This is a genomic window from Halomonas sp. LS-001 (assembly GCF_052983955.1).
The window spans coordinates 701,696-726,391 of sequence record NZ_CM129816.1 but is presented as its reverse complement, the minus strand read 5'-3'; the positions used below and the strand labels follow the sequence as shown (position 1 = coordinate 726,391).

The window sequence follows — 24,696 nt, the reverse complement described above, 5'->3', positions numbered from 1 at the left end:
ATTTCACTTTCTCCTCTTCTGCACCGCAAAAAGTGATTCGCCATCACAAGCAGTGCATACCCATAAACGGCGGAGTGCGTTATGCGTAGCCGCAGCGCCAACTAGAAAACGCACAAACGCCAGGGCTAGCGCACTCTGTAGTGCGAATACACCGATCCAACCCAACAGCACCCCCCAACCTGCTACGCCCAAACCATCCAATGCATTCTGCATAGCCCAAAAAGAAGCCAGTTCGATCACACTGGCACTGCGCTCAAATACGCCTAATAGAGAATTACTGTTAGACACGACATGGTGCTGGATAGCAATGCCAAGCTCCACATCTATTAGATAGAGCTGCTGACGTATTAGGGAAACCACGATTAATCCAGCGGCAAGCATTACAGAGGCAGGAGCGATCAGTAGCCGTCGTGTCACAGCGGATAGGTAGTCAGGAATCACATGTACTGCCAAACGTATTTGCGCCCAACGGCCTAATATCCACAACGCGCCAGCACTTACCACTAAAAGGGTCATTTCAGGCCAACCAACGAGACGAATAGAGACCAACACCACGATAGATAAAACAGCACTTACCAGCTGATGCCACATCACCATCACGACACCACCCCGGAGCCAACGGCTCAAAGGGGACGACTTCTTGAGATATTGCCCCAACCAGGCCCGACGCCGCAGTCGTGCTGCTTCAAATGCACCTATAAAAATTAGTTGAGTGACCGCTATCCAAACCATGGGAAACAATAAGCTGGCAACAGAACCAGACAATTGCCACCAAACTGACAGCGCTAAAAACAGTACGGCACACCATAGGATATCTTTTTTCTTAATCATAATACCGCTCCTACCCAGTGCCCTGTCTCAGTGGTGTATAAAGGAGATGTGCTGGCCTTAATCGACAAACTGCTGCTGTGGCCCTACCTTTTGGTTGCTTTATGGCATTATTGCCGTTGCCAGTTGGCTTTGGATGCCGCGCCGCCTGATGCCTGCCCTGTGGAAACGAGTCAGGCAACGTGGCACTCCCACTCCCTGAAGGGTTTAGCTCTTACGGAGCTGCCTATATTGCTCCACGATGGCAATCAGGGTATCCATATCATGAATGCCCTGCGTCTTGAGGGAGCGTGTCATATCTATCGGCCATGTCTCTAACTCTGATGCCGGTGAGGGCGACTGGTCTCGCTTGCTTCGCTTAAAACCGCGCTGAATAGGCTCAAGCATGACAGTCACTTTGTCGGTATCTACCCCATCAGGATCAAACTCACCACCCAAAACTTCCAGCAACATCTCCCCGTGCTCGTTTGGCTGCCCGGCGGCGGCGTCCAGCAGCGCTTCATAGCCGGGAATACCACCGATATCCTCCGGCGGGCAGGCCCTTTCCGCTTCCAGCAATCGAGGACAAGGAGATGTTTCCGCCAGACCGGTGGCTTCAATGGTAATGCGATGCAACCAGTCATCACCAAAATCGTAGCGATAGTAGAAGGTGTTTTCATCGGCACGCGCCGCAATGGCCTTCAACTGGGCATTACGAGCCAAAGCAATCGGGCGGTCGCTCCACTCATCGGGTAGGCCGTAATAGCGGCCATTGCATTCGAACTCAAACAGATGGGCATCCTCCCATCCCATGACGGCCTGAATGACGTAAGCGCACCACTAACCACATCTAGGCAGGCACTTTTCAAGCAGGTAATGTTTCCTTCCAGTGCCAGGGGAGCAGCGTACTGAGTTCATCATCATTGAGCGTGGGCAGCGTTTCGAAGACGTACTGCAGGTAGTCATAAGGCGAGAGGCCGTTGGCTTTGGCTGTTTCGATCAGGCTGTAGATTGCCGCGCTCGCTTGCGCTCCGCTTGGCGTGTGGCTGAACAGCCAGTTCTTGCGGCCGACCACGAAGGGGCGGATGGCATTTTCGGCCGGATTGTTATCCAGCGGGATGCGACCATCATCAAGGAAGCGGGTCAAGCGCGGCCACTGGCCATCCAGGTAATACAGGGCTTTCCCTAGCGTGCTTTTGGGCAACACCTGAGCTAAGGACTTATCGAGCCAGGTACGCAGTTGGGTGATCAAGGGTCGGCTCTGTTTGTCGCGTAGCGCCTGACGCGCCTCCGGCTCCAGTGACCGGGCCTGTTTTTCAACGCCATAGAGTTTGCTGATCTGGTTCAGCGCCCACCCGGCCTTGCCGGTTTTATTCTTCGGCTGCGCTTTCTGAGCCTCGATGAACTTGCGGCGAGCATGCGCCCAACACCCGGCATGAGTGATGCCATTACGCCGCACGACTTCGGCATAACCTTCATAGCCGTCGGTGACCAGGCAGCCGTTGTAATCACCCAACAGGCGTAGGGGCACGCGCCCGGCACGGCTGGGGTCATAGTCGAACAGCACTACCTGTTGTTCAGGTGGCCCACCGCGTTGCACCCACATGTAGGAGTTGGCACTGGCCTTACGGCCTTCTTCCTGATTGACCTGCAGGGTGGTCTCATCCATGTGGATCAGCGGGGCGTTCAACAGTTGCTTACGTAACGTCTCTATCAGCGGTAAGAGGCGCTCGCCTGTCTGCACCATCCAGCGCGCCAGCGTGTTGCGCGGCAGATGGGCACCGTGGCGGGTAAATATCTGGCTCTGCCGGTAAAGCGGCAAGGCATCCTGGTATTTGGCCGTGGCCACGTACGCCAACAAGGTAGCACTGGCATTGCTTTTGGGCAGGAGTTTGGCCGGTGCCGGGGCGGTCTTGACGTTTTCTTCGCAGGTTGGGCAGGCATATTTACGCCGCACATGACGGATCACTTCCACCCGGGCGGGTACCACGTGAAGCTCTTCACTGACCTCTTCACCGATGACCTTAAGCTCGGTACCGTCCTCAGTGCAGCAACGTTCGGTGTCGCCCAGCTCATGAACCACCTCGACGCGAGGCAGTTCAGGCGGCAAGGCGACACGTCCGCCGCGGGTACGCTTTTTGGCCGTGGCCGTGGCATTATCGGCCGATATGTCATCAAGAGTGGCGTCCTGCGCCTGAGCATCATTAGCTTCCGCGCCGTCTTCATCGACGATGAGTTCGGCCTCATTGATCAGCAGATCTCCCTGCTGAATGCCGTACTTTTCTGTGGAAGGGCCGAACGTGCGTTCCAACGCCAGTCGGAACTGCTCATAAAGGGACTGCTTCGTCGCTTCCCACTGCGCCTCTTTTTTCTCCATCAGGCGATGAAGTTGAGCGTTCTCATCTTGCAGCGCCTGTATTTGGCGCTGCAGTTGAGAGACGTCCTGGGCGGGGGGAGCGGTGTTTTTCATGCGTTAAAGTGTATCAAAAAGCCCGTTGAAAGTAGAGCAAAAAATCAGCCAACACGCTGAAAATCCAGTGCTTTATGAGGCTGCATGACGTTCAGGTCATAGCCGTCCAGTAACCAGTTGAGTTCTTGTCCGCTCAGCGTCACGGACTCTCTTTCCAGGTGCGTTGGCCACTTGAATCGCTCACGCTCCAGGCGCTTATACCAGACCACAAAGCCATTACGCTCCCAGAACAGGAGTTTAATTTTGTCTCGCTGGCGATTACCAAAGACAAACAGCGCTTTATCAAACGGGTTCAGTTCCATTGCCTCCTGAACCAGCAACGCCAGGCCATCCATCTGCTTGCGCATATCGACGGGCTCGCGGCAAAGGTATACGGTCAGGTCAGTACTGGGGCGGATCATGGCGTCACCGCCACTTGCACAAACCGGGCAGGACGATGACGAGCTGGCACCGGCAAACCGCGCACATTCAAGCGTTTTTCCCAGAGCAACAGATCGGCTAAGGTGAGCCCCTGTTGTGTCGCGTACTCGCTGAGGGGAATCTCCCGAACAGAAGCGTGATAAAGATGCCCGAGCCAAAACGCCTGCATGGCATTGAGTTCTTGGACCATGAGAATCTCCTGGATAAAGAAAGCCTCAGTGTGGTCAGCAAAACTCAGGTTGAGAAGATGTGGTTAGTGGCGCGCTTACTGAATGACCTCATGCAGGCGCAAGAGGTTGATCTTTTCAGGCACCACCACTCGCCGCCAGACCAGTGGATCGGTATATAAAAGCTCTATTTTCAGCCGTATATCCGCCATATGCCCTCCTACCAGCTGAGTATTGGTGATGTCATTCAGTGTTTTCCATGCACTCTTTCAATTTACAGAACTCCTCGTTTACTCTAGCGTTTAAATATAACGACAGGCAACTTCTCTTGCACATAATCGAGCACATTTATCCTAAATAAACCTTCTAGAAACTGATCTTTAAATGTATACGCACTACACTTCAGTGATATATAAGCAATGACAATGGGCTTTTCAAACTTCAGATATCGGGACACAAATACTGCTCAAAACTAGTCAAACTTAAACCCATCCAAACTATAAACACTTGGCTCAAAAGAGCTAGAAACATATGACGACGCTATATTTAATGTTTTTTGGTGATCTTGAAACGAGTAGTTATACAAATCAACTTTTTTTCCACTCACAACATTATAAACTTCAAATTCAAAACCAGCTTTTTCAGCATATTCCGCTAAAGGCAAATAGCGTCTAAATGGGTAATTATGGACTTGCAAGCCATCACGGGAAAAAGCTTCATTATCGGAAGCATGAACACCTGAAACATTCAATTTTTTCTCTTCTGAATGACTAAATGCAACACATACTGACCTGTCTATTAGAAAATTATGCAGCTCACTTTCTGATTTAAAGTTCGACAAGTTAAAAGAGATAGACCTAAGTAGAGCGCGAACAGGAACTGTATGTTCAATATGTACATTTCTTCCTACTCCCTGTGTTCCATCTCGATTTTTTCGATCAATATTCAAATAACCTAAAGTCCTATATAAGGCCCCAGCACATTGACCACGTTTAAGCTCTTCTTTAGCCATCCACCCATAGAAATCATGAATTTTTCGTATTGACAAGCCAATAGAGTGGTTATCGACTTGATTGCCTTTCAGATGCGATAAAATTGATTTTGAATATCTTGTCGGAAATCTTTTTAAAGCACACTGGCGGCTTACATCATTTTTAATAACCTGCAAAACTTCTCTCAACTCTTTGTTGTGCTCAGAGATTTTATCTTCATTTACGTCAAACATTAGAAAAATCCTTTAAAGTTATGCGTATTCATTAGCGAATAAATCAACTCTCAATATAATTGCTATGCTTTTTATCTTACCCACTCATTATAAAATTAAAACATAATTCTCACCTTTCTCTCTTATAAGTGATGAGCCAACCATCGTGGCATTTGCGCAATACGAGTATGGGAATCTCAGCATTAAAACGCGCCTGAAGATAGAAGTTGTCGCACGTACTCAGGTGCATCTATCTTGGGCCCACCCTCAAGAAACTGTGCTTCAAGCGTATACGCCATGCGTTCCAGCGGCATTTCACGGTACTCATAGGCGCGCCATTCGTGCAGATAACGGGACACAAAGCCCGTCACTCCCAGATGTTGCCACTGTGCCACGTGGACCAGTTCATGAAAATGCACATTCAGCGCCTCGGCGACTGAGGGAAGCAGGTAATAGGTATTGTCCAGCGTCAGGCCAGCCACCTGGTTCGAGAAGTCTGGCCCAAGGCCAGCAGCCCGGAGGAACGCTTCATCAGGCAGTGGGATCTCGGGAACGATGACGTAATGACATTGGTCAAGAAAGCGTTCAGAGAAGTACCCGGCGAATGGCACTTGCCACTTGCGGCAACCTAGACGCTGCGGTGCAAAGGCTTGATTCGTTTTGTCGATCCATTGGGCAATAACCGCTGACAATGGTGATGTCAGGGATGCAGGCGAGTGATGTACCGCCGGTGGTTCTAACGACATGATCATTGGCACCTTTAATGATGGATGACAGTGTTTGATCTCGGCTTTTTAGGATTTTCTTTCAATTTATCGCTTGGTTGCGACATATAATGTCGCGTTATTGGCTACCATCTCGTTTTCCTGCCTGTTTCATTTTCCGCACCCAGTACCGGAGGTTGCCATGTTAGCGAATGTTGTTGATACAGTGACCCGCTACTTTCATCAGATGATACAGGGAGCTGAGAGCGAACAGGCGGGTGTCGTTGACGGGTGTATTGCGTTCGATTTCCAGGCAGCGGTTGGGTACCCGCTTATTCTGTATATTTCACCCTGGCAGTCGCCTACCCCCTTTGCCTGGGAAAGCTATTCCAATGGTGAACGGATCGCGCAGGGTGACTTCCTTGCCCCCGCCGGCATCCGTTGGGATATGCTGGCCGCTACCCATGAAACCGCCCTGATGGCCGACCTTCCCGATGACGTCCGGGCCGTCATTCAGGCGGCGCCTTTTCTGGGATTGGAGCTCGCGCAGGTGTGTGGCCAGTTACCCAGCGCCCGAGAACTCGTTGTGTCTTCTCCCCTGCTGTTGATCCTGCTGGTGGATACCGGCGTGCAGCAGGAATGGACAGCCGAGCACTTCACGCACTTGCTGTCACAAAAGCAGACCCTTCAATGCGCCGCTGTTGGCTTGCCCGCCTCACCAGCCGTCGCCCGGTTGTTACGTCGCTGCCGTCTGGCACTCATGGGGCGGCGCGAACTGCAGGAGCTCATGCGCACCCTTCATCGGGCGGAAGATGTTCGTCTGTTGGGCCACCATGATCGCCCAAGCGTGGTGCATCTGAGTTTTCTGGCGCGCTATGAAAGAGAACGTTGGCCCGGATTGCCCAGGCTGATCGATGAGGCCCTTTTTGCCCCTGAAGCCCCTGACGCAGAGCCTGTTTCGGGTAGATCAACTTGGCTGCACCGTATGCTGACGGATACCTTACAGATGCTACCTGACGGGAACCTTCAGACACTCCAGCAGGTCACTACTCCTGCACAGTTGCAGGCATTGCATGATCGCCTGGTGGAACGCTTTAATGCGCGACTCAGAGGCAACAATGGCCATCTCAGTGCCACCCATCTTCAGCGGCGTCACGGTGATTACCCTGCGCCGCCCTTGCCGGGCAACGATGTTATCGTACCCGTTACTTCATGGCAGGGGCTGCTGAATGAAGGCCAGCAGATGTCGCACTGTGTCGGCAGTTATGATCGCCTGGTGGCTATCGGTCATCTTGCCATTTACCACCTGGGCGACCCGCACAATGTGACTTTGGCGATCACGCGGCAGGGCCAGCGCTGGGTTGTTAGCCAGGCGCGTGGGCCGCGCAACGCCATCCCTTCTACCCAGGCACAAACCGTGATTCTGGCGTGGCTGGAAAACCAATAAGCAGGCAGTTATGAATACCTTTTCAGGAGTCAGTCGTTATGAGTAAAAAGAAGCACTCGTTGCATAATGCCCAGCATGCGGCATTACGAACACCACTATTTCGTCAGCGCGTCGTCAAGGCCAAGAAAGGCAAAGGCAGTTACTCCCGCAAGCGCGAGATGCCAAGAGAGCAATCCAGAGCCGCTTAAGGCGAGTTGTGGTTTGCTCTTTTGGCTGTGTATGTCTGCTTCGCCATTATTTTTAAGACGCGTTTACCCGTTTCCGACATGATTTGTCGTACCCGCATCGTAAGCTTGCCTGACCATCTATCAGGGAGGCGAGACGATGACAGCTTCAGTCGATTTGCATTTTTCTTCACTGTCACCGCTGGCACAGCAGGAGCTGAGCAAGTGGCAGCAGGATCGTGAACGCTGGGAAACCACCCTGCCCGTCATGGGCTGGATGAGCCAGTTTCTGACGCTCACACCCACCGATGACGATCAGGCGCATTTCGCCAGCACGGATGGGCGCTACCTGTATTTTTCACCGACGCTAAGCGCAAGTCTCACGGATGAAGAACGTGTATTCCTGCAAGCGCATTTGATTTGGCACTGCGTGGCCGGCCACCTGGCCGCTCCGCTGGTGTCCTCCCCCAAACGCTGGCACCTGGCCTGCGATCATGAAGTCAACTGTCTGCTGCTGGCACTGGGCCTTTCCCTTCCTGATCAAGCTTTAATTTTCCCGATCTGCTTCGGTTTACCAGCCCCACGGGTCTATGAGTGGTTGTCCGCTCACCCCAGGCTGGATGACGAAGGCTCCATGGATATCCATCCCGCTGCCCTCTGGGCGCATGATCCTGCCTGTTTACCTGACCCGGGAATGATCGCCTTGTGGCGACGCCTGGCCCACGTGGCCATTCGTGAATCACCTGCCTTGCCTGAGAGGGTCGCCGACTTCTGCGCAACGCGCTAGACTCAGGATACTTCGCCATGTTGCTTTTATTAACCTTTTGCCAGGACAGGACGTCCCATGTCTGATTTCCGCGACACTCTATTCCGCTATCTTGCGCTGTTGCAGTTGATACCCCGGGCACCCGGGCGTATTTCAACGCCGGTACTCAAGGCCAAACTTGAACAGCGCGGGTTCCAGATTGATACCCGCTCATTGCAGCGCGACCTGCGGGATCGTTTATCACTGCATTTCCCGCTGACCTGTGATGACGACCAGAAACCCTACCAGTGGTATTTCGACCGTGATTTTCATTGTCACCTGCCCGCGCTGGATACGCCCAGCGCCTTGACGCTGGTGCTCGCTGAAGAGTACCTCAAGGGCTTATTACCACCAGTGGTGGTCGGCCAGCTATCCCCCCAGTTCACCGATGCCAGGCGCCTGCTGGATAGCCTGGGTGCCAACGGCCTGAGCCAGTGGGCGCGCAAGGTCAGGGCTATTCCCAACGGCAAGGCCTTGATCCCGGCCGAGTTTGACGAATCCACCTGGCAAACTGTCGCCCAGGCCTTGCTGGAGCAAAAGGCCATTGAGGTGGATTACCTCTCTCGCGCCAGGAAAACCCATAAGCAGTTCACCCTGCACCCTCAAGGCCTGGTGAGCCGTCATAGTGTGACGTACCTGTTGGCCACCGTGAACGACTATCGTGATCTGCGCCAGTTCGCCCTGCACCGTATTCAGGCCGCCCGACCGAGCGACGCCGACTGGTACGCCCTGCCGGACTTTGATCTGGATGCCTATATCGCCGGCGGTGCCTTTGGCTATCTGCAGGGCAAAGTCCCCGTCACTCTGGTGGCCAATGTTGCCCCTCAGGTGGCATGGCTGTTGGGTGAAACGCCTCTGGCCGACGAGCAGACGTTGTCCCCCTTGCCGAATAGCCACTGGCAGCGCCTGGAAGCCACGGTGCCGGATGACCAGCAAACCCTGTGGTGGTTGATGGGGATGGGCGCCAATGTCGAAGTCATCACCCCACCTAACTGGCGAGCCGAGATTTATGCCGCTGCCCGTGCCATCGTTCAACGCGGAGAAACGCCGTCTAATGAATAAAAGCCTACTACTAAATAAAAATCAACGACTCACATCCAGCAACCACTTAAGACAGATGTCACTCAATGAATGAACCAGATCACATAGCCATAGGTGGCATCACACACTGGTTGCTTGAGTCTTTTGTTTTTTCGCTGCAATTTACGCCGAAAAAGAGCATTCAGGAGAGTCGACTTTTAATCAGTCACCCATATGAAGTCACGAGCTGACGTACGTTTTTCCGCATGCGGAAAAAACGTTATTACTACTTATTTTTGCAACATCACATGGAACCCATGCTCTATTTTGCTTACGGCTCTAATATGGCTAGGCCCGCATTTCTACGAGTTTTGTAATCGTTACCCGCCTACCGCTTGGCATTTCATCAGCGCGGATGTGACGCGGTTCAGGTAAGTGCGATATTGTGCCTGCCTCAGCGCAATCCGCTGTTTATGGTGTGATTTGGGACGTGGCGTCTCATCACAAGCCGACGCTTGATCTCTATGAGGGGCTGGGAGAAGCGTATAACGAGACGTGGCTCACCGTCACGGATCTAGCAAGTGACCGACAATTTGAGATGCAGGCGTTCACCGCGCTCGGTCTGCGTCTATATACCTGGTACAAGCGCCATGTGCTCGCCGGGGCGCGTGAGTATGGCTTACCCGGCTATTACCTTCGTGCGTTAGAAGGCGTTAACGCGCATCAGGATGAAAATGCTGAACGACATGCGCGGGAAATGGCGCTATATGCCCCGATGGAACCACTGATGAGTGCTACCTAATGGATAACGATCAACGCTTGATAGATTTTTATTGTGGCGAAGGCCGCGATCATAAAGACAGGCATCTTGAGGATATTTGGGCGCTATCGCCCTTTTGGCTGGAACATACGCACGATTATATTCAATGGCTGTTCCCTATCCCTGAGGCAGGCCGTTTTAACGCCTTTGCACCCTTGCTAACCCCAGCGGTGCAAGCCGCCTTTGCGGATAGCGATGTTATGCGTCAGCATCAGCAGCGCTCGCTAGACGTTATGCTCGTTTTTTTTGGCCTCGCTTGGGACGGGAGCGACATCGCCGCTCAGCCAACGCTGGCAATGCCAACACATATTTGGCTAAAAGCAGGGGGGCATAACCATTTACGCATCACACGGATAATTCGGTCGTTAGCCTTGTGCCACCAACCCAATCTGGCTCGCACATTTCAACAAGCAGTGATAGCGATTGGTACTCAGCAGGGCGTGGTAGCCGATACGTCTGTTCAGTATTGGCAAGAGGCAATACCATCCACATGACTGCATGTGTAGTTTGATAAGCCTTCGCCGAACAACTTGGAATCAGTGAAACGGCTACTGAGCCACACGCCGCTGGAAAGCACAGCAAGATATCTTAAGATTGAAATAGACCATGCGTCGGCAATGGCAGAATCAACAGTTTGAGGCACACTAACAGCATAAGATATGAAAGCCATCGTAAACGGCCTCAAATAAGCCACCTCTCGGAATAATCGCTTCATTTCATGTGTGAAAAAAAGTCGCTCAATTCCGAATTTACTTACCGACGCACTACTAATTTATAAGGTTTATTTATGAGTTTTGCATTCGATGATAAAGGAAAAGGAGCAGCCCAAGCCTATTGGAATGCTCTATCACGGTTGAAAGAAGTCTGGATGGATGTCTTCGGTACGGAACTGTACATCGAGCAAGGTAAAGCCAAAGATGCGTTCCATCTTCACGTAACTGGAGCTGCAAGCGGGCAAGAACCACGTCAAAAGTGCCGTCATCGCGCCATTTTCGGAACCGGTCGTACACCGTCGATCAAGGACCATATCGCTCGGGTAAATCACGCCATTTAGCGCCAGAGCACAGCACCCAGAAAATACCATTGAGCATTTTTCTGTCATCTCGCTTGGGTCTGCCCATAGTTTGAGGAGGCGACACGATATCTTCAATCAATGCCCATCCGTCATCAGAGATTTCGTAACGTCCGATCTTTTTTGCCCCTATGCTGCCTTTGCATAGGTAAAGTTAGCAGATAAGACTTTTCGTACAAAACCTAATCAGTCGGTCACCCATACGAAGTGGTCTCTCGTCAACTCGCGTTCCCCGCTCCAACGGTAGGCGCACAGTTTGCCCCCGCCAGTATTCTGCGTATTGTCAGCAGCAATGCTGTAATCCAGACAAGCAATGTAGCGGTTGAGAGGCTTAGGCTCGCCAGTCAGCCAATAATGGCCGATAAATAAAGGCTTATCCCCACTATAGCCCGGTAAGATATCTTCCGGCACCGGGTCATAGGGAATCGACTCAATCTCGTCAGTCGGTACCATCGCCAGGTCGCGGTAGTTTCGACACTCCAATTCCCACCATCGAGTTCGAATATGATGGCGGGCGTTGCCGTCTTTATCGAAGAATTTTGCCCCGACCGGTAGCGGAATTTCCAATCCTTTGACCGCTGTTTCCAACGCATCATAGGCCGCCGTGTCATTTCGACATAACTCGGGCCAGGCAGCTTTCAGGATGCGCTGCTGCGTATCTGTATAGTCATTCAGGACTTCTAACGACAACGGATGCCAGCAGGCATGAATAACCCGCAGCCCCTCAAGCTCTAGATACAATGGCAATGTACGAAACCAATTGATCATATCGCAGTGTTGCCTGGAATCTTCACCAACCTGGTCGAGAAATGCCTGATGTTGGTTGCGGTTTTTCTCACTGTGGGCTCGAAGGAAAACACCGGGTGTTTCGGGATTTTCTGTCGCCCAGGCCACAGCATTGAATTCGTGATTGCCCATCACTGCCATAGCCCGACCTGCCTCGACCATTGTCCGGGCGATATTAACAGTTTCCATTTGCTCTGGCCCACGATCGATAAAGTCACCCAGAAAGATGACTTGCCGTTCGGGGTGCTGCCATACGCCATTTCGTTCTGTGTAACCCAGCCGGGTTAGCAGGTGCTTGAGCGGGGTAGCGTAGCCATGGATGTCACCGATAATATCGTACATATTGCTCCTGCTTGACTTCTCATGTGTTCAAGTCCATCGCAGACGACGTTTTGATTGTCGATCTGCAATGAGACCGAGCTGGGCAAATAGCGGTCACCCAATAGCCAGTTGATGCGCTTAATTATGCTATTGCCAGAGATAGATCATTTCCCCTTGGCGATAGCCGCCATCACGATATGATCTGGCAACAGTTTTCCAGACACCCTTTTAAGCATGAGAATGATAAATTGCGTTATTACTGCGATAAACACAGTATGAAGCCTGTCATCGTGCAATAGTGACGTGCCTGTGAACTTTTACACCTTGGCTTGGATTATTTGTTAATTATGCCACATATTTTTTTGAATCCTCGCTTGTCATGTCATGAACCACATCATATACATAAATATCACGTTATGCGGGACTGCTTTCGCGCCTCGCTCATCCTGAATAACACACGCCATTGCAGGCGGCCCAGCAGAATGAACAATCACTGATGCTTAACCAACGCGCACTTTCGTACCTAAATGAAGTGGTCCGCCGTGGTTCGCTACGACGTGCAGCAGCACATATTAATGTGGATCCTTCGGCAATTAGCCGCCAGCTAAAAACCTTAGAAGAGGAGCTGGGGGTTCTTGTGTGCGAACGCCACGGAAGCGGTATGCGAGCTACCGAAGCGGGAAAGCTGTTGATTAAGCATTACCATGCACAGCGCCTGTCTGAAGAAGCAGTGCTTTCTCAGCTTATGGCGATTCAGGAAATGGTCCAAGGCGAGGTGCGTATTGCTGTGGGAGAAGGCTTTATTTCCGATTTAATCGCCGCGCCTTTGGAGTCGTTTATGTCGCGTTTTTCCGGCATCAATGTGGAGATCCGTATGGCGGGCGTTAACGAGGCCATGACGCTGGTGAAAGAAATGGAGGTGGACCTTGCGTTACTGTATGCCCCTCCGTTCGACCCTCAGATTCATTGCCATGTGGAAACACGCCAGCCATTAGATTTGATAGTGCCGCCAGGGCATGCGCTAAGCATTCTGTCTCGCCCGGCTAGCTTAGGCGATATTGAGCAGTGGCCTTTGGCGTTAATGGATAATCCGTTTGGGATGCGCCAGATGGTCAATATGGTGGCGCACCAGGAACGCCGTTACCTGGATGCGCGTTTGCATACCAACTCGGTAGCGGTGCTGAAAAATTTTGTACGATCGGGCATTGGCGTCACTTTCATGCCCGAACTTACTGTGGCTGATGAAATTCATCGTGGTGAGATAGTGGCCCTACCTATGGCTTACCCGATAATGAGCAGTGCTAGGGCACAGATTGTAAGTTTAGAAGGCCGCCAACTGACAGTTGCTGCGACGACCTGCGTGGAGCATTTACGCACCGGCATGCGTTTTTTCTCTGCCGATGCGCCCAGGCTGTGTTAACCAATCTGCCTACGCCAGCGATTTTCAATGGTGTCAAGTTCGGCTTGACCATAACACGCGGCACTATGCCCGCCGTAGTGAGCCCATAACTGATCGCCAAAATCAAAGTGCCACCATTCGCTGGGTAGATTGGTGAAGCCTTGCCGATGCATTGCATGGTAAAGCAAGCGGCGATTATCTCTCACACGCTGCTGGGTTTGAGTAAGCTCGCTGAATTGCTCAAAGTGGTTCGTATGTGAGGCAGCAACCGCTTCATCAAACAGCGTACCCATATCCAGCGGTATGCCATCAACATTGCATAGAGTGACATCCACGGCGCCTCCCGTTAGATGGGGGCTGGGAGCACGTGGGTCTCGGCTGGGAAGCGAAACGAACTCACGGGTACGAGTGAGCAATTCCTCTTCTGTGGCTTTGGGGTAGCGGTGCTTAATCGCGTCGTACAGTGTGTCAAACAGGTATTGCTGGACCCGCCATGGCCGCCAGCCATCTAACACTAATAGTTTAATCCCTTCCGGTAGACTCCTCGCCGCCGCCAGCAAAGCAAGGTAAACACCTTCACGTACAAAACACTCAGGAATAGCGCCAGGAATACCCAAGCGCTGATATGCGGGGAAGACCATGATGGGTGCTGGCGCTAAACTTATGGGCAACAGGCGTTCTTGACACTCTTGAATAGCAATGCGGCTAACGGTTGGCCACTCTGGCGGGGGCAAGCTGGGTATAGACGCTAAGGCCGTCTTTGCTGAGGTTGCGGAAATAGTGGGCATCTTCATTATCCAAGGGCTTGGGGCAGCAGTAGCGTTAGTGATGGGAAGAAAATCAGCAGCAGTAGTACCGCAATAGCGGTGAGTACAAACGGCCAAATGGTTTTAAACAGCGAGACTATTTCGATGCGACTCACCGCCGCAGCTACAAAAACGCAGGCGCCCATGGGCGGTGTGATCAGTGCGATGGTGATATTGAGCGTTATAATCACCCCCAAATGCACAGGGTCGATACCTGCCATCATGGCCACCGGCGCAAAGATCGGCGTAAGCAGCATCAGCGCGGAAACCTCTTCCATAAACATGCCCGTCATGAAAGTAATCGCGCTGAGCAGCAATAGAATGATTACCGGGCTATCGGTATAAGGGGCCAGTAAGGTGACAAATTGCTGAGGCACTTGAGCATAGGAAAGCAACCAACTAATGGTGGCCGAGGCCGCCATAATCAAAAAAATGGCGGAGGTTAAACGCGTGGTGTCTTTAAGGGCTTGCCAGCATTGAGGGAGCTTTAACCCACCTAATACAACGCCGCACAGGGCTACGTATAGCGCAGTGAGTGCGCCAGATTCAGTCGGCGTCACCACGCCCAGCACAATGCCCGCGACAATAATCACTGGTGCAATTAACGCCGGCAGCGCCACGATGGTGGCAATAAATAAGGCTTTTGCGCTGGGTAGCTGGCCGCTTTTAGGCATACGTTTTTTCCAGGCGTACCACGCGTTCATGCCCATAAACGCCGTGCCTAACAGCAAGCCAGGAATGACCCCCGCCAAGAACAGGTCACCTACTGAGGTATTAGTTAAAGAGGCGTACAAAATCATGAAGATGCTGGGGGGAATAATCGGGCCGATAAGCGAGCTACCGGCCGTTAGCCCAGCAGCAAACGCGCGGGAGTAGCCCTCTTTTTCCATGGCGGGCACCAACAGAGAGCCAAGCGCGGAGGTATCCGCCACGGCAGAGCCGTTAACGCCTGCAAAAAAGACGCTGGAAACCACGTTCACATGACCCATCCCACCGCGCATATGCCCTACCAGTAAGCGCGCCAGGCCCATTAGACGTTCGGTAAGGCCGCTCACGTTCATTAGGTTACCGGCAAGAATAAACAATGGTATCGCCATCAGAGAGAAAGCGTTAATTCCGCCAAAAAACTGTTGTGGCATCATGCGCGGAATCATTGAGAGGTCAACAAACATAAAACCAACCACAGCGGTGGTTAGCAGCGCAATAAAGAGCGGTAAACCGAGCAATACATGAACGAGAAATACGCCAAGCATGGTAACAATCATTAGGGGCGCTCCTCGTTATGCTCTTTTGGTGGGCTTTGTTCAGTGAGCACTGGCAGCGGGGCTGGGCCGTGCCAAAAAACGTGCCATGCCAGCAAGGTAAATCCGATGGGCATAGACATGAGTGGAATGGTTCGGCTAATGCCTAAGCCAGACGTGGTGAACATACCCACCGACTGCGCATAGTGGTAACTCACCCAGGCACCACCAACGGCAAGTCCAAGTGTAAGCAGCCATTGGTAGATGTTCAGCAGTCGCGCCAGTGGCGCTGGTAGTAGACGTTCAATAAGCGCCACACGCATGTGGCTGCCTTCTACCCATACAGCCCCTGCTGCTATCAATACCGTGCCAATGATTAAAAACCGTGAGAGCTCATCGGTCCATATCGGGGCTCCGCCAACGAAATAGCGCATAAATACGCCATAAAGAATGATGCCTAGATTGGACAACAAGAGGGCAGCACCCACTGTAAGGGAAAGCGGGCGAGTGATCGCCAGCATGCGATTTTGAAGCGCGTGCATGAGAGTCTTATCCGCAAGGTAAATAGGCGATGAGAAGGGTCGGTATGTACCGACCCTTTTAACGTGATGATCGTAACTCAGAGCTTAAGACGTAGCGTATAGCCGTTAGTTAAGCAGCTCGCTCATGCCTGCATCTTCCAGCGCCGTTTCAATCCACTGGTGTTCAATACCACGGTCGCTGAGCCACTCAAGATAAGCGGGTTGGCCAATCTCTCTAAAGGCAGTCAGGTCCTCTTCAGAGGGGCGAATCACTTCCATACCCTGCTCTTCCAGATAGGCAATGCGCTCTTCTACTTGAGATTCGTTATGCTCACGCGCCTGCTGGTTCGCTTCTGCGACCGCTTCCATAAAAGCGTTGCGGGTCTCTTCTTCCCAGCTCTCTATCATCTGGCCGTTGCCAACCAGGAACTGGTTGGAGTACTGGATGTTGGCAAGCGTTAGGTAATCCTGCACTTCATGAAGACTGCCCAAAATAATGTACATGGGTGGGTTCATTTGCCCATCAGCTACCCCGGTGCGTAGCGCCATATAGACTTCGGTCCAGGGAATGGGCGTACCGGATGCACCAAACGCTTCATAAAGGGCAACTTGGCTTGGGTCCATCGCCCTGAAGCGTAAGCCTTCAAAGTCGTCAGGGTGGGTAATGGGCTGTTTGTTGTTGGTAAAGGCCAGGAAACCGCCCTCTTCAACCACCGCCAACATTTCAATGCCTGAGCGTTCTTTCACTACATTCTCAACGTCTTGCCAGTAGCTTCCTTCATCAAAGAAGCGGCGAGCTGCATCGAAGTCATCGAATAAAAACGGAATGGCACTCACAAAAATTTCGTCTGCGATGGGCGACACGCCTGCAAAGGAAGCCACGTTTAGCATGGGCGAACTCATGGTTTGCTCCATACGCTCTTGCTCTTCCCCCAACATACTGTTGGGGTAAAGCTTAAGCTGAATCTCACCGTCGGTTTTTTCTTCTACTAAATTTTTTAAGTTTTCTGCAAATACATGCACCGCGTTTTTATCCGGGTCTGGTGCGCCGTTATAACCTAGATTGATGGTGGTTTGTGCCATGGCTTGGCTAGCCATTAAGACGCTACCGGTTAGACATGCTGCAGCCAGTGCTTTAATCGAAACGCGGGGGAAATTAGGTGTTGTCATCATGATCTCCTGTGTCCTCTTTAACGCCATGAATTGATTGGCGTTATGCTTAATTGGATTACTTTTTTTATGTAATGCATGCTTCTGGGCCAAGTTGCACTGGTTATTGAAAACTACCAAGCGCCTTATTTTTCGGCTTCATTAGCAGCCTAGAGGTTGCTGTGTTGACAATACAATACTCAATGCGTTGCTTTTAATGCAACACCTTATACCATCAGTTCAAACCATGGGAGCCGCTTTCAGTTAAAAAGAGCTTTTCAAGGCCTGAATCTGGAATTATCGGTGAAAACCCAAACTTGGCCTGAGCACGACTGTGGTAGGGCTTGTTCAATCACCACTCAAGCAGCTAATCTGACTTAACTCAAGCCAAGTTTTTCTCAAGATAAAGGGTCTTTTTTTAGGCAAGAGTCAGTACAAAAGAGAGCGTTCACCAACCCTTAATAAGGCGTCTATTCACAACAACGCTCTCCTCTCACTATAAGCACACTCCATCAATGAGAGAAATAGCGCTATGCAACGTTCATATATCCACCGCCCCATCCTCATCGCTACTCTTCTGGTTAGCGCTGTCGCTTACGGTAGCGAGTATTCACCATCGTATGAAGCATGCATGCAGAAAGCGGTTAGCACCCTCGATATAGTCACCTGTATATCTAACGAATATGAGCGTCAGGATCAGCGGCTCAATAACAATTACCAGCAGCTTCGTAGCCAGTTGAGCAGTGAACGGCGCGAACAGTTACTTACCGCCCAACGCGCATGGATTACCTACAAGGAAGCCAATTGCAGTTTCTATGCTGACCCGGAAGGGGGAACAATGGCACGCATCAACGCCAATTCATGCTTGCTCAGCGAAACCACCAAACGAGCAGATGAGTTGGAAAACCTAATGCATCCCTAAAGCTCCATCGAACAGTCCTCATTACAGCCATGACAATAAATTAATGCTTATAAGCCAGCTGTACTGAAGCGATAACTAGATCATCAAATAAAGAGACTGCACCAAGCACGAGGTAGGTATCCGAATAGATCAAGAACTCGCTGATATTGAGCTGAAGCTATCAGAGCTTGAGAAAGAAAAGGCTGCCCTTCTTTCCCGGAAGCGTGAGCTGCAACATTTTGCGCATCAGCCCACAGTACCGCAGCTAACTCCCGATCAAAAAGTCGAGCTGTTCGGGAAGCTTTTTCGTGGCAGGCAGGATATCTATGCGATTCGCTGGCAGAATTCCAGTGGCCGCTCCGGCTATGCCGTCGCCTGTGAAAATGAATGGGCCCCAGGACTCTGTCAGAAACCCAAGATCAAGTGCGGGGAATGTCCTCACCGACAATTCAAACCCCTGGACTTTAGTGCAGTATACGACCATCTTTCGGGCAAGCAGGTGGTTGGCCTTTACCCTTTACTACCGGATAGCTCCTGCTATCTGTTGGCAGTCGATTTTGATAAAGAGAACTGGAAAGCAGATGTCCGTGCGCTAGCGCACGCTTGTCGTGATGAAGATATTCCTTGTCTTGTTGAGATTTCTCGGTCTGGAGCGGGCGCCCACCTGTGGATATTCTTTTCGGAAGCTGTTCCGGCTTGGTCAGCGAGGACGTTGGGGTTCAAGTTGCTGGATAAAGCCATGGACCACCATCCGAGCTTGTCCTTCAATTCCTATGACCGGTTATTCCCTAATCAGGACACGATACCTGCTGGTGGATTTGGCAATTTGATTGCCCTTCCGCTCCAATACCGGGCGCGCAATCGCGGATGTACAGTGTTCGTCGACGATGACTTGATTCCTTATCCGGATCAATGGGCATTGCTCAGTCGACAAGAGTCTCTTTCACCGGCTCAGCTCGCAGAAAAAGTTGGCAGGAAGCCTGATGCCAATGCGACTGCAGACGTTCCATTGCCTTGGGAGCAAGCGCTACCCGTTGAGACAGAGAAAATAACTGGATGCCCTGCCAATGTGACACTCTTACTGGCCAATCACCTTTATGTGAAGTTGTCAGACATACCGGGGACACTGGCTGCTCGAATTAAGCGCATGGCGAGCTTTTCCAATCCCGTCTTTTTCAAAACACAGGCACTTCGCTTCTCAACGCATGGCATTCCTCGCTACATATCCTGTGCCCGAATCGAGCAAGGTTATCTCTCGGTACCAAGAGGCTGTTTTGATGAACTCCAAGCATTGTTGCTGGGTCAGGGCATCACGGTAGACATCGATGACCGCAGACTACCCGGCCAGGTTCTAAATGACATCAGTCTGAAAGCAACGCTACGTGATGATCAGAATAAGGCTGTGGAGACACTTGCCGACCACGATACCGGAATAATTCATGCGCCGACCGCTTTCGGTAAAACCGTAACGGCAATTGGCCTTATAGCCAAGCGACAGGTCAACACATTGATCCTCACTCACAGTCGCCAGTTATTAGGACAATGGAAGGAGCGCCTAGAAACCTTTATTGAGGGCGCCTCCGTGGGTGTGATAAGCGGTGGGAAAAAGAAACCTACCGGCCAGATCGACGTTGCCACCTACCAGAGTCTGATCAATAAGAAAGACAATACGGTATCCGACCTGGTTAAAGAATATGGGCAAATCATCATTGATGAATGCCACCATATCTCAGCCCCCCGCTACGAGATGCTTCTTAACGAAGTCAGCGCTCGCTATGTCGTCGGCCTGACTGCAACGCCTGACCGCCAGGATGGGCACCAAAAGATCATGTTGATGGTTGCAGGGCCCGTTCGACACAAAGTTCGGGCGGAACACAGCGCCCAGTTTGTTCAGCGTGTCATCGTTCGGGAGCGTCATGAAATTCCACCTACCGATATCTGTCAGTCTCGTGAACGCCCCCATATAGCCTCAGTTTACCGTTGGCTTGCACAGAACAATGCCCGGAATCAGGACATTACTCAGGATGTAGCAAGCTGTGTACGCAACCAAGCAAACTGTCTTATCCTGACAGAACGACGCGAGCACGCTGAGACACTGGCAGCACTGCTGGCCGCTGAAGCCATATCGTCAGTTGTGTTGCGTGGGGGAATGCGCGTCAGAGAACGTCATGCGGCGGAAGCGCAGTTACATAAGGCTCAGGTTATCGTTGCAACTGGTAAATACATCGGAGAAGGGTTTGACTTGCCTCGTTTAGACACGCTGTTTTTAGCTCTGCCCATCGCCTGGAAGGGAACGCTGTCACAATACGCTGGCAGGATTCATAGAGCAGTTGAAGGCAAGCAAGAAGTTACTGTCTATGACTACTTGGATAGTGGACTGCCAATGCTTGAACGCATGTACCGAAAACGCGAGAAAGGCTACAAAGCCATGGGATATCAGTTTACCGCTTCAGGGCAAAACAAGCTGCTTTAGAAGACGTTGAGGGCAAAGTTAGGCCCAGGACAACTACTCAAGCGATGCCTTGGTGACTGCATCAAATTGCTCAAGCTTGATGTCGAAGACCACGAGGTGCCAATACTCCATCAGATTCCGCTCATCCATAGATCACATCTATCGTGAGGCTTGGCCTTATCTAGCAGAAGTGACCACTACAAACCGCGAGTTGTTTCATGGAACACAAGGACTTCGACAGCTATGGCTTTAAAAGTGACACATGTTCCGACCAAGTTATCATTCTGCACTAACAAGGTAGTGAAAGGAGCCTACCCGTATGTAGGGAACCCGCAGCATTTGAACTGATGCTCGATAGCACCATCGAAAGGTATATGAAAGAAGGCTTGGCTTTCGCCACTTACCGTGCAAGCTACCCCGTACGGAGAATCACCTATTACCACGCAATTCCCAATCAGCGGTCTGGAAGAAGCCATCATGCCATTACGTGAAGCATGTAATTGGTAGATTCGATATAAGGGCTGCGTTGCGATCATTAATAAGTAATCGGTGGAAAAGTTTCCGTCCAGAGCCACTGTGCGATGCAGATTGGCGAGTCACTCCCTCCAGAGAAACTCGCCCTCTTCCTTGCGGTTGAGAACATAAGTTAAAACGCGAAAATTAGGTTTTGTATCGAGTAGGAAGGGGAGTTGCCTCCCCTGTCCTCTCACACCACCGGGCATACGGTTCCGTACCACGGCGGTTCATGAAGAACGGTTAAGCCACCTTACCGTATCGTGTACCGAGATCAGCCCTTGGTTGTTGAACCACTTTCTCGGCAGAGCCTGATTCATATGCGAGGCACCGGCGTTCCACCACGGACCTCGTCCGTTGCCCGCCGATTTCCAAGCACGGTACGCATCCAGTCCTAGCCCTCGGAGTTTCCGCCGTCGGGTCGTCAGGCGCTTCCATTGCCGCCAGATCAGACCCCGTAAGCGGCGGCGTATCCATTGATCCATCGCTTCCAAGGGGCGTTTCACATCAACAAGGCTGAAGTAGTTGGCCCATCCTCGTAGGACTGGCCCCAACCCTTCGATTACCCGTTGGATGTGACGCCCCCTCCCACACTTCAGGATCTCGCGGACACGCTGCATTAGGCGCTGCAAGCTGGCTTTGACCAGCGTCAGCTTCGGCCGCTTGTGCCGGGTCAGCGTGTAGCCCAGATAGCCGCGTTTCCATGGTCGATCCACCGTACTTTTCGTGCGATTGACCGTCAGCCGAAGTGAGCTCTCGAGATACTCACTCAAGCTGTCCATGACGCGCTCGCCTGCCCGTCGACTTTTGACGTACACCTGGACGTCATCAGCGTAGCGGCAGAAGCGATGGCCTCGGCGTTCCAGTTCCTTGTCCACGTCATTCAGCAGGATGTTCGCCATGAGTGGGCTGAGTGGCCCACCTTGGGGCGTCCCCAGCCGTCGTGGCATGGGCAAGCCGTCCTGGAGCATGCCCGCTTCCAGATAGCGACGAATCAGGCGCAGCACGCGTTTATCGTCCACGCGCCGCGCGACTCGTGCCATCAGCAGGTCGTGGTTGACTCGGTCGAAGAAGGCTTCCAGATCAAGGTCGACTACCCAGCGGTGGCCGGCGGTGACATGGGCCTTCATGGCTGAGACGGCCTGCTTGGCGCTGCGTTTGGGGCGGTAGCCGTAACTCGACGCGGAGAACGTCGGATCGAAGATCGGCGTCAGCACCTGAAGCAGCGCCTGCTGGATCAGCCGGTCGGTAACCGTAGGAATACCGAGCTGTCGCGTCCCACCTTTCGGTTTGGGAATCTCGACGGCTCGGATCGGGCTAGGGTGGTACTCTCCAGCCAACAGCCGCTCGCGCAGCGTTGGCCAGTACTGCTTTAGGTGGCCCGCTAACTGATGCACCGTCATGCCGTCGACACCCGGCGCGCCTTTGTTAGCCACCACTTTACGGTAAGCTCGTTGCATGTTGCCCGGGTCAACGACCCGTTCCATGAGCGAGGCTGACTCCGCTTTCGTCCACGATAGCGACGCCGGGCTCGTCTCGACGCTCACCGGCTGTGACTCGGGGTACTGCCCCTGCCCCTCTGGGTGAGTGACGGTATTAGCGTCGGTTTCTGTCTTCATGATCGATCCTCGAGACGTTATCGCCTACTCGCGGTTCTTCATGTTCGGCACTTGGTGCCGCGGTGAACCGGCACTTACTATGGCCTCTGCTGACATCTAGTGGCCCATCCCGTCGCCTCTCGGCGCCGGTAGCTCCGTGGCAGACCACCAGACCTCCCAGGGTAAGACGCGCGACCTTCCCGCTTATGCCTGTCGGATATACGTCATGGCGTTCCGTGCAAGTACTGGGCTTTGGTGATTCGTGCCACCTCACCCCGCCATGCCGCCTCGTATCCGCTTCCTGTTCGTCAGGCCAGCGTTTTTCCTCGGGCTGCCTTCAGATTCCCCCTCGCGAGAGACACCCTTGCCGTCGGCTAGCACTTCCCCTTGCCGGGCGTGCAGGGGACTTTCACCCCCAAGTCATCCCGAGGCACCACCCTCGGGAACAGCGCCAGTCAAGGCGCTGCGCGCCATGCCTGGCGCACACGAAAAATTGGCTCGCAAGCAACGACCGATGCACGCCACGCATACCATCGCCTTAAAGCTACTTGCCAGCTTTTCATAGCGTGTGGCGATGCGGCGACATTCTTTAAGCCAGCTAAAGCAGCGTTCTATCACATTACGTTGCCGATATTTGGGTTTATCGAACCGCCTAGGTAGCCCAGGCCGGGTTCTTCGGTGCATGTTGCGCTGAGCAATCACGGATTTCATGCCGTGCCTGTCGCAATAATGATGCAGCTCACCGCTGTCATATCCTTTATCAGCCACCATATAGCGACTACGTTTGCGAGGACGTCCGATGCTACCTGGTAAATAGATGCTCTCTAATGTCGCTACGAAGTGCTGAGAATCTGCTTCTTGACCAGGAGACAGTGTGAACGCCAGTGGCCAGCCATAACGATCACACACCAAATGAATTTTGGTTGTTAAACCGCCGCGGCTACGGCCGAGCGCGTAGTCTAGCGGTTCTTTTGAGCCCCCTTTTTACCGCCTCCAGCGGCAGCGCGTGCGGCTCGCACGGAAGTGGCATCGATCATCCACGTGTCTAGGTCCATAAGCCCATCTTCACGTTACTTGAGCTGCAAGCGAGAAAGTACCGCTTCAAAGGTGCCGTCATCACGCCACTTGCGGAACCGATCATAGACCGTCGACCAAGGACCATATCGCTCGGGTAAATCACGCCATTTGGCACCAGAGCAAAGTATCCAGAAGATACCATTGAGCATTTTCCGGTCATTCCGCCTGGGTCTGCCCATGGTTTGAGGGGGTGCCACGATATCTTCGATCTGTGCCCAGCCGTCATCAGAGATCTCGTAACGTCCGACCATTCTTTTCCCCTATGCTGCTTTTGCATAGACAAAATTAGCAGATAAGGCTTTTCGTACAAAACCTAAATCTTGGTCCTGAGTGTTCGTGAATAATCTTTAAATTTCCGCCACATTCGTGCTGAAAGTCATGCGCAATATTGCTCTCTGAACTGAACTTTAGCGGGGATGTCCGTAAACGTCCGCCCACCATCGCTGACGTATTATCAGGTGAGGTTTTGCCAGTTTTGCGGTAAGAGATCGTGGAGTTGTCTGGCTTTTTGGTCGACAGCCGCTCTAACACATCACTCAGGTAAGCGTAAGGTTCATGACCGTTCAGCTTGGCAGACTGGATCATGATGGATCTCGGTACGCGGTAACTCAGGGGGCAATGGTGCGCGCCTGGGCGTCTTCTTTGTTGCTGGCGGCGTGTCGGGGATGGCCATATCTTCCAACTCGGCCTCAATGGCCGCGAAGTCGGCATCTACTACCTCGTCCAGCAAACTGATTTGCAGGACATTGCTTACGTAAGATACCGACATTGATGCGACTAAAAATCGAGTCAAGTGGCGCAATCAAAATAGTTACAAAAAATTTCATTTTAT

24 protein-coding genes and 3 pseudogenes are annotated in these 24,696 nt (G+C 52.2%); 9 read left to right on the top strand and 18 right to left on the bottom strand.

Features of this window, described 5'->3' with window-relative positions; translation table 11 throughout:
- Window positions 1–3: 3 nt before the first annotated feature.
- The 8 genes from ACU6TU_RS03150 to ACU6TU_RS03115 all read right to left on the bottom strand — a co-directional run bounded on the left by ACU6TU_RS03150 (window position 4) and on the right by ACU6TU_RS03115 (window position 5,814).
- Entirely contained in the window at window positions 4–831 is an 828-nt protein-coding gene (locus ACU6TU_RS03150; protein WP_447143137.1) for a hypothetical protein, read from the bottom strand.
- Between the two features lie 204 nt (window positions 832–1,035).
- Window positions 1,036–1,632, bottom strand: coding sequence for a plasmid pRiA4b ORF-3 family protein (locus ACU6TU_RS03145; protein WP_447144167.1), 597 nt, complete (start codon window positions 1,630–1,632; stop codon window positions 1,036–1,038).
- Between the two features lie 40 nt (window positions 1,633–1,672).
- Window positions 1,673–3,277, bottom strand: a complete 1,605-nt coding sequence (gene tnpC / locus ACU6TU_RS03140) for an IS66 family transposase (RefSeq protein WP_447143136.1) — start codon at window positions 3,275–3,277, stop codon at window positions 1,673–1,675.
- A 44-nt stretch (window positions 3,278–3,321) separates the two neighbouring features.
- Window positions 3,322–3,678 carry an IS66 family insertion sequence element accessory protein TnpB gene (gene tnpB / locus ACU6TU_RS03135; protein WP_447143135.1) on the bottom strand — a complete coding sequence of 119 codons (357 nt, stop codon included), beginning with the start codon at window positions 3,676–3,678 and terminating at the stop codon, window positions 3,322–3,324.
- Window positions 3,675–3,887: a hypothetical protein gene (locus ACU6TU_RS03130; RefSeq protein ID WP_447143134.1), complete on the bottom strand. Its 213-nt coding sequence runs from the start codon at window positions 3,885–3,887 to the stop codon at window positions 3,675–3,677. The genes tnpB and ACU6TU_RS03130 overlap by 4 nt, the downstream gene beginning before the upstream one ends.
- A gap of 75 nt (window positions 3,888–3,962) precedes the next feature.
- Window positions 3,963–4,076 carry an IS1096 element passenger TnpR family protein gene (locus tag ACU6TU_RS03125; protein WP_447143133.1) on the bottom strand — a complete coding sequence of 38 codons (114 nt, stop codon included), beginning with the start codon at window positions 4,074–4,076 and terminating at the stop codon, window positions 3,963–3,965.
- A 260-nt stretch (window positions 4,077–4,336) separates the two neighbouring features.
- On the bottom strand, window positions 4,337–5,089 hold the full coding sequence (locus ACU6TU_RS03120) for a hypothetical protein (protein ID WP_447143132.1): 753 nt from the start codon (window positions 5,087–5,089) through the stop codon (window positions 4,337–4,339).
- A 182-nt stretch (window positions 5,090–5,271) separates the two neighbouring features.
- Window positions 5,272–5,814 (bottom strand): hypothetical protein, encoded by a 543-nt coding sequence (locus tag ACU6TU_RS03115; RefSeq protein ID WP_447143131.1) that lies wholly within the window; start codon window positions 5,812–5,814, stop codon window positions 5,272–5,274.
- Window positions 5,815–5,974: 160 nt separating this feature from the next.
- Here ACU6TU_RS03115 and ACU6TU_RS03110 point away from each other — a divergent pair, with 160 nt between their 5' ends.
- From ACU6TU_RS03110 to ACU6TU_RS03085, 6 genes are all read left to right on the top strand, one after another.
- Window positions 5,975–7,219, top strand: coding sequence for a PcfJ domain-containing protein (locus ACU6TU_RS03110; RefSeq protein WP_447143130.1), 1,245 nt, complete (start codon window positions 5,975–5,977; stop codon window positions 7,217–7,219).
- A 38-nt stretch (window positions 7,220–7,257) separates the two neighbouring features.
- Window positions 7,258–7,407, top strand: coding sequence for an alternative ribosome rescue factor ArfA (gene arfA, locus ACU6TU_RS03105; RefSeq protein ID WP_447143129.1), 150 nt, complete (start codon window positions 7,258–7,260; stop codon window positions 7,405–7,407).
- A 136-nt stretch (window positions 7,408–7,543) separates the two neighbouring features.
- Complete coding sequence (locus ACU6TU_RS03100; protein ID WP_447143128.1) at window positions 7,544–8,170, top strand: DUF2201 family putative metallopeptidase; 627 nt, start codon at window positions 7,544–7,546, stop codon at window positions 8,168–8,170.
- A gap of 57 nt (window positions 8,171–8,227) precedes the next feature.
- A complete protein-coding gene (locus tag ACU6TU_RS03095; protein WP_447143127.1) occupies window positions 8,228–9,250 on the top strand; it encodes a helix-turn-helix transcriptional regulator in 1,023 nt (340 codons plus the stop codon).
- A 448-nt stretch (window positions 9,251–9,698) separates the two neighbouring features.
- Window positions 9,699–10,010: a hypothetical protein gene (locus ACU6TU_RS03090; protein ID WP_447143126.1), complete on the top strand. Its 312-nt coding sequence runs from the start codon at window positions 9,699–9,701 to the stop codon at window positions 10,008–10,010.
- On the top strand, window positions 10,010–10,522 hold the full coding sequence (locus ACU6TU_RS03085) for an opioid growth factor receptor-related protein (protein WP_447143125.1): 513 nt from the start codon (window positions 10,010–10,012) through the stop codon (window positions 10,520–10,522). The genes ACU6TU_RS03090 and ACU6TU_RS03085 overlap by 1 nt, the downstream gene beginning before the upstream one ends.
- Before the next feature lie 429 nt (window positions 10,523–10,951).
- On the opposite strand, the pseudogene ACU6TU_RS03080 reads toward ACU6TU_RS03085, so the two are convergent.
- Both ACU6TU_RS03080 and ACU6TU_RS03075 read right to left on the bottom strand, forming a co-directional pair.
- Window positions 10,952–11,218: pseudogene (locus ACU6TU_RS03080) on the bottom strand (transposase); the annotation flags it as partial.
- A 68-nt stretch (window positions 11,219–11,286) separates the two neighbouring features.
- Window positions 11,287–12,228, bottom strand: coding sequence for a metallophosphoesterase (locus ACU6TU_RS03075; RefSeq protein ID WP_447143124.1), 942 nt, complete (start codon window positions 12,226–12,228; stop codon window positions 11,287–11,289).
- A gap of 475 nt (window positions 12,229–12,703) precedes the next feature.
- Here ACU6TU_RS03075 and ACU6TU_RS03070 point away from each other — a divergent pair, with 475 nt between their 5' ends.
- Complete coding sequence (locus ACU6TU_RS03070; protein WP_447143123.1) at window positions 12,704–13,627, top strand: LysR family transcriptional regulator; 924 nt, start codon at window positions 12,704–12,706, stop codon at window positions 13,625–13,627.
- Here ACU6TU_RS03070 and ACU6TU_RS03065 read toward each other — a convergent pair.
- The 4 genes from ACU6TU_RS03065 to dctP form a co-directional block, all read right to left on the bottom strand.
- Window positions 13,624–14,247, bottom strand: coding sequence for a M15 family metallopeptidase (locus tag ACU6TU_RS03065; RefSeq protein ID WP_447143122.1), 624 nt, complete (start codon window positions 14,245–14,247; stop codon window positions 13,624–13,626). The genes ACU6TU_RS03070 and ACU6TU_RS03065 overlap by 4 nt on opposite strands.
- 152 nt (window positions 14,248–14,399) lie before the next feature.
- Window positions 14,400–15,677 (bottom strand): TRAP transporter large permease, encoded by a 1,278-nt coding sequence (locus tag ACU6TU_RS03060; protein ID WP_447143121.1) that lies wholly within the window; start codon window positions 15,675–15,677, stop codon window positions 14,400–14,402.
- Window positions 15,677–16,195, bottom strand: a complete 519-nt coding sequence (locus tag ACU6TU_RS03055; RefSeq protein WP_447143120.1) for a TRAP transporter small permease — start codon at window positions 16,193–16,195, stop codon at window positions 15,677–15,679. Before ACU6TU_RS03055 ends, ACU6TU_RS03060 begins: the two co-directional genes overlap by 1 nt.
- Before the next feature lie 105 nt (window positions 16,196–16,300).
- The gene (gene dctP, locus ACU6TU_RS03050) at window positions 16,301–17,344 is read right to left on the bottom strand and encodes a TRAP transporter substrate-binding protein DctP (protein WP_447143119.1); all 1,044 of its coding nucleotides are present in this window, start codon (window positions 17,342–17,344) and stop codon (window positions 16,301–16,303) included.
- 511 nt (window positions 17,345–17,855) lie between these two features.
- On the opposite strand from dctP, the gene ACU6TU_RS03045 reads away from it, so the two are divergent.
- Both ACU6TU_RS03045 and ACU6TU_RS03040 read left to right on the top strand, forming a co-directional pair.
- On the top strand, window positions 17,856–18,245 hold the full coding sequence (locus tag ACU6TU_RS03045) for a lysozyme inhibitor LprI family protein (protein ID WP_447143118.1): 390 nt from the start codon (window positions 17,856–17,858) through the stop codon (window positions 18,243–18,245).
- Between the two features lie 118 nt (window positions 18,246–18,363).
- Window positions 18,364–20,697 carry a TOTE conflict system archaeo-eukaryotic primase domain-containing protein gene (locus tag ACU6TU_RS03040; protein ID WP_447144166.1) on the top strand — a complete coding sequence of 778 codons (2,334 nt, stop codon included), beginning with the start codon at window positions 18,364–18,366 and terminating at the stop codon, window positions 20,695–20,697.
- A gap of 722 nt (window positions 20,698–21,419) precedes the next feature.
- Here the strand turns inward: ACU6TU_RS03040 and ltrA are convergent.
- The 4 genes and pseudogenes from ltrA to ACU6TU_RS03020 all read right to left on the bottom strand — a co-directional run bounded on the left by ltrA (window position 21,420) and on the right by ACU6TU_RS03020 (window position 24,633).
- A complete protein-coding gene (gene ltrA / locus ACU6TU_RS03035; protein WP_447143117.1) occupies window positions 21,420–22,808 on the bottom strand; it encodes a group II intron reverse transcriptase/maturase in 1,389 nt (462 codons plus the stop codon).
- A 399-nt stretch (window positions 22,809–23,207) separates the two neighbouring features.
- Window positions 23,208–24,115: pseudogene (locus tag ACU6TU_RS03030) on the bottom strand (IS5 family transposase).
- 203 nt (window positions 24,116–24,318) lie between these two features.
- Window positions 24,319–24,449 (bottom strand): annotated as a pseudogene (locus ACU6TU_RS03025) (transposase domain-containing protein); the annotation flags it as partial.
- Window positions 24,418–24,633 (bottom strand): IS66 family transposase, encoded by a 216-nt coding sequence (locus tag ACU6TU_RS03020; RefSeq protein ID WP_447143116.1) that lies wholly within the window; start codon window positions 24,631–24,633, stop codon window positions 24,418–24,420. The pseudogene ACU6TU_RS03025 and the gene ACU6TU_RS03020, both read right to left, overlap by 32 nt.
- Between the last annotated feature and the right edge of the window lie 63 nt (window positions 24,634–24,696).

Coding starts and splice junctions, on each gene's coding strand:
- ACU6TU_RS03150 (WP_447143137.1), bottom strand. CDS start 831: ATGATTAAGAAAAAAGATATCCTATGGTGTGCCGTACTGTTTTTAGCG.
- tnpC (WP_447143136.1), bottom strand. CDS start 3,277: ATGAAAAACACCGCTCCCCCCGCCCAGGACGTCTCTCAACTGCAGCGC.
- tnpB (WP_447143135.1), bottom strand. CDS start 3,678: ATGATCCGCCCCAGTACTGACCTGACCGTATACCTTTGCCGCGAGCCC.
- ACU6TU_RS03130 (WP_447143134.1), bottom strand. CDS start 3,887: ATGGTCCAAGAACTCAATGCCATGCAGGCGTTTTGGCTCGGGCATCTT.
- ACU6TU_RS03125 (WP_447143133.1), bottom strand. CDS start 4,076: ATGGCGGATATACGGCTGAAAATAGAGCTTTTATATACCGATCCACTG.
- ACU6TU_RS03120 (WP_447143132.1), bottom strand. CDS start 5,089: ATGTTTGACGTAAATGAAGATAAAATCTCTGAGCACAACAAAGAGTTG.
- ACU6TU_RS03115 (WP_447143131.1), bottom strand. CDS start 5,814: ATGTCGTTAGAACCACCGGCGGTACATCACTCGCCTGCATCCCTGACA.
- ACU6TU_RS03110 (WP_447143130.1), top strand. CDS start 5,975: ATGTTAGCGAATGTTGTTGATACAGTGACCCGCTACTTTCATCAGATG.
- arfA (WP_447143129.1), top strand. CDS start 7,258: ATGAGTAAAAAGAAGCACTCGTTGCATAATGCCCAGCATGCGGCATTA.
- ACU6TU_RS03100 (WP_447143128.1), top strand. CDS start 7,544: ATGACAGCTTCAGTCGATTTGCATTTTTCTTCACTGTCACCGCTGGCA.
- ACU6TU_RS03095 (WP_447143127.1), top strand. CDS start 8,228: ATGTCTGATTTCCGCGACACTCTATTCCGCTATCTTGCGCTGTTGCAG.
- ACU6TU_RS03085 (WP_447143125.1), top strand. CDS start 10,010: ATGGATAACGATCAACGCTTGATAGATTTTTATTGTGGCGAAGGCCGC.
- ACU6TU_RS03075 (WP_447143124.1), bottom strand. CDS start 12,228: ATGTACGATATTATCGGTGACATCCATGGCTACGCTACCCCGCTCAAG.
- ACU6TU_RS03070 (WP_447143123.1), top strand. CDS start 12,704: ATGCTTAACCAACGCGCACTTTCGTACCTAAATGAAGTGGTCCGCCGT.
- ACU6TU_RS03065 (WP_447143122.1), bottom strand. CDS start 14,247: ATGGTCTTCCCCGCATATCAGCGCTTGGGTATTCCTGGCGCTATTCCT.
- ACU6TU_RS03060 (WP_447143121.1), bottom strand. CDS start 15,677: ATGATTGTTACCATGCTTGGCGTATTTCTCGTTCATGTATTGCTCGGT.
- ACU6TU_RS03055 (WP_447143120.1), bottom strand. CDS start 16,195: ATGCACGCGCTTCAAAATCGCATGCTGGCGATCACTCGCCCGCTTTCC.
- dctP (WP_447143119.1), bottom strand. CDS start 17,344: ATGACAACACCTAATTTCCCCCGCGTTTCGATTAAAGCACTGGCTGCA.
- ACU6TU_RS03045 (WP_447143118.1), top strand. CDS start 17,856: ATGCAACGTTCATATATCCACCGCCCCATCCTCATCGCTACTCTTCTG.
- ltrA (WP_447143117.1), bottom strand. CDS start 22,808: ATGAAGACAGAAACCGACGCTAATACCGTCACTCACCCAGAGGGGCAG.
- ACU6TU_RS03020 (WP_447143116.1), bottom strand. CDS start 24,633: ATGTCGGTATCTTACGTAAGCAATGTCCTGCAAATCAGTTTGCTGGAC.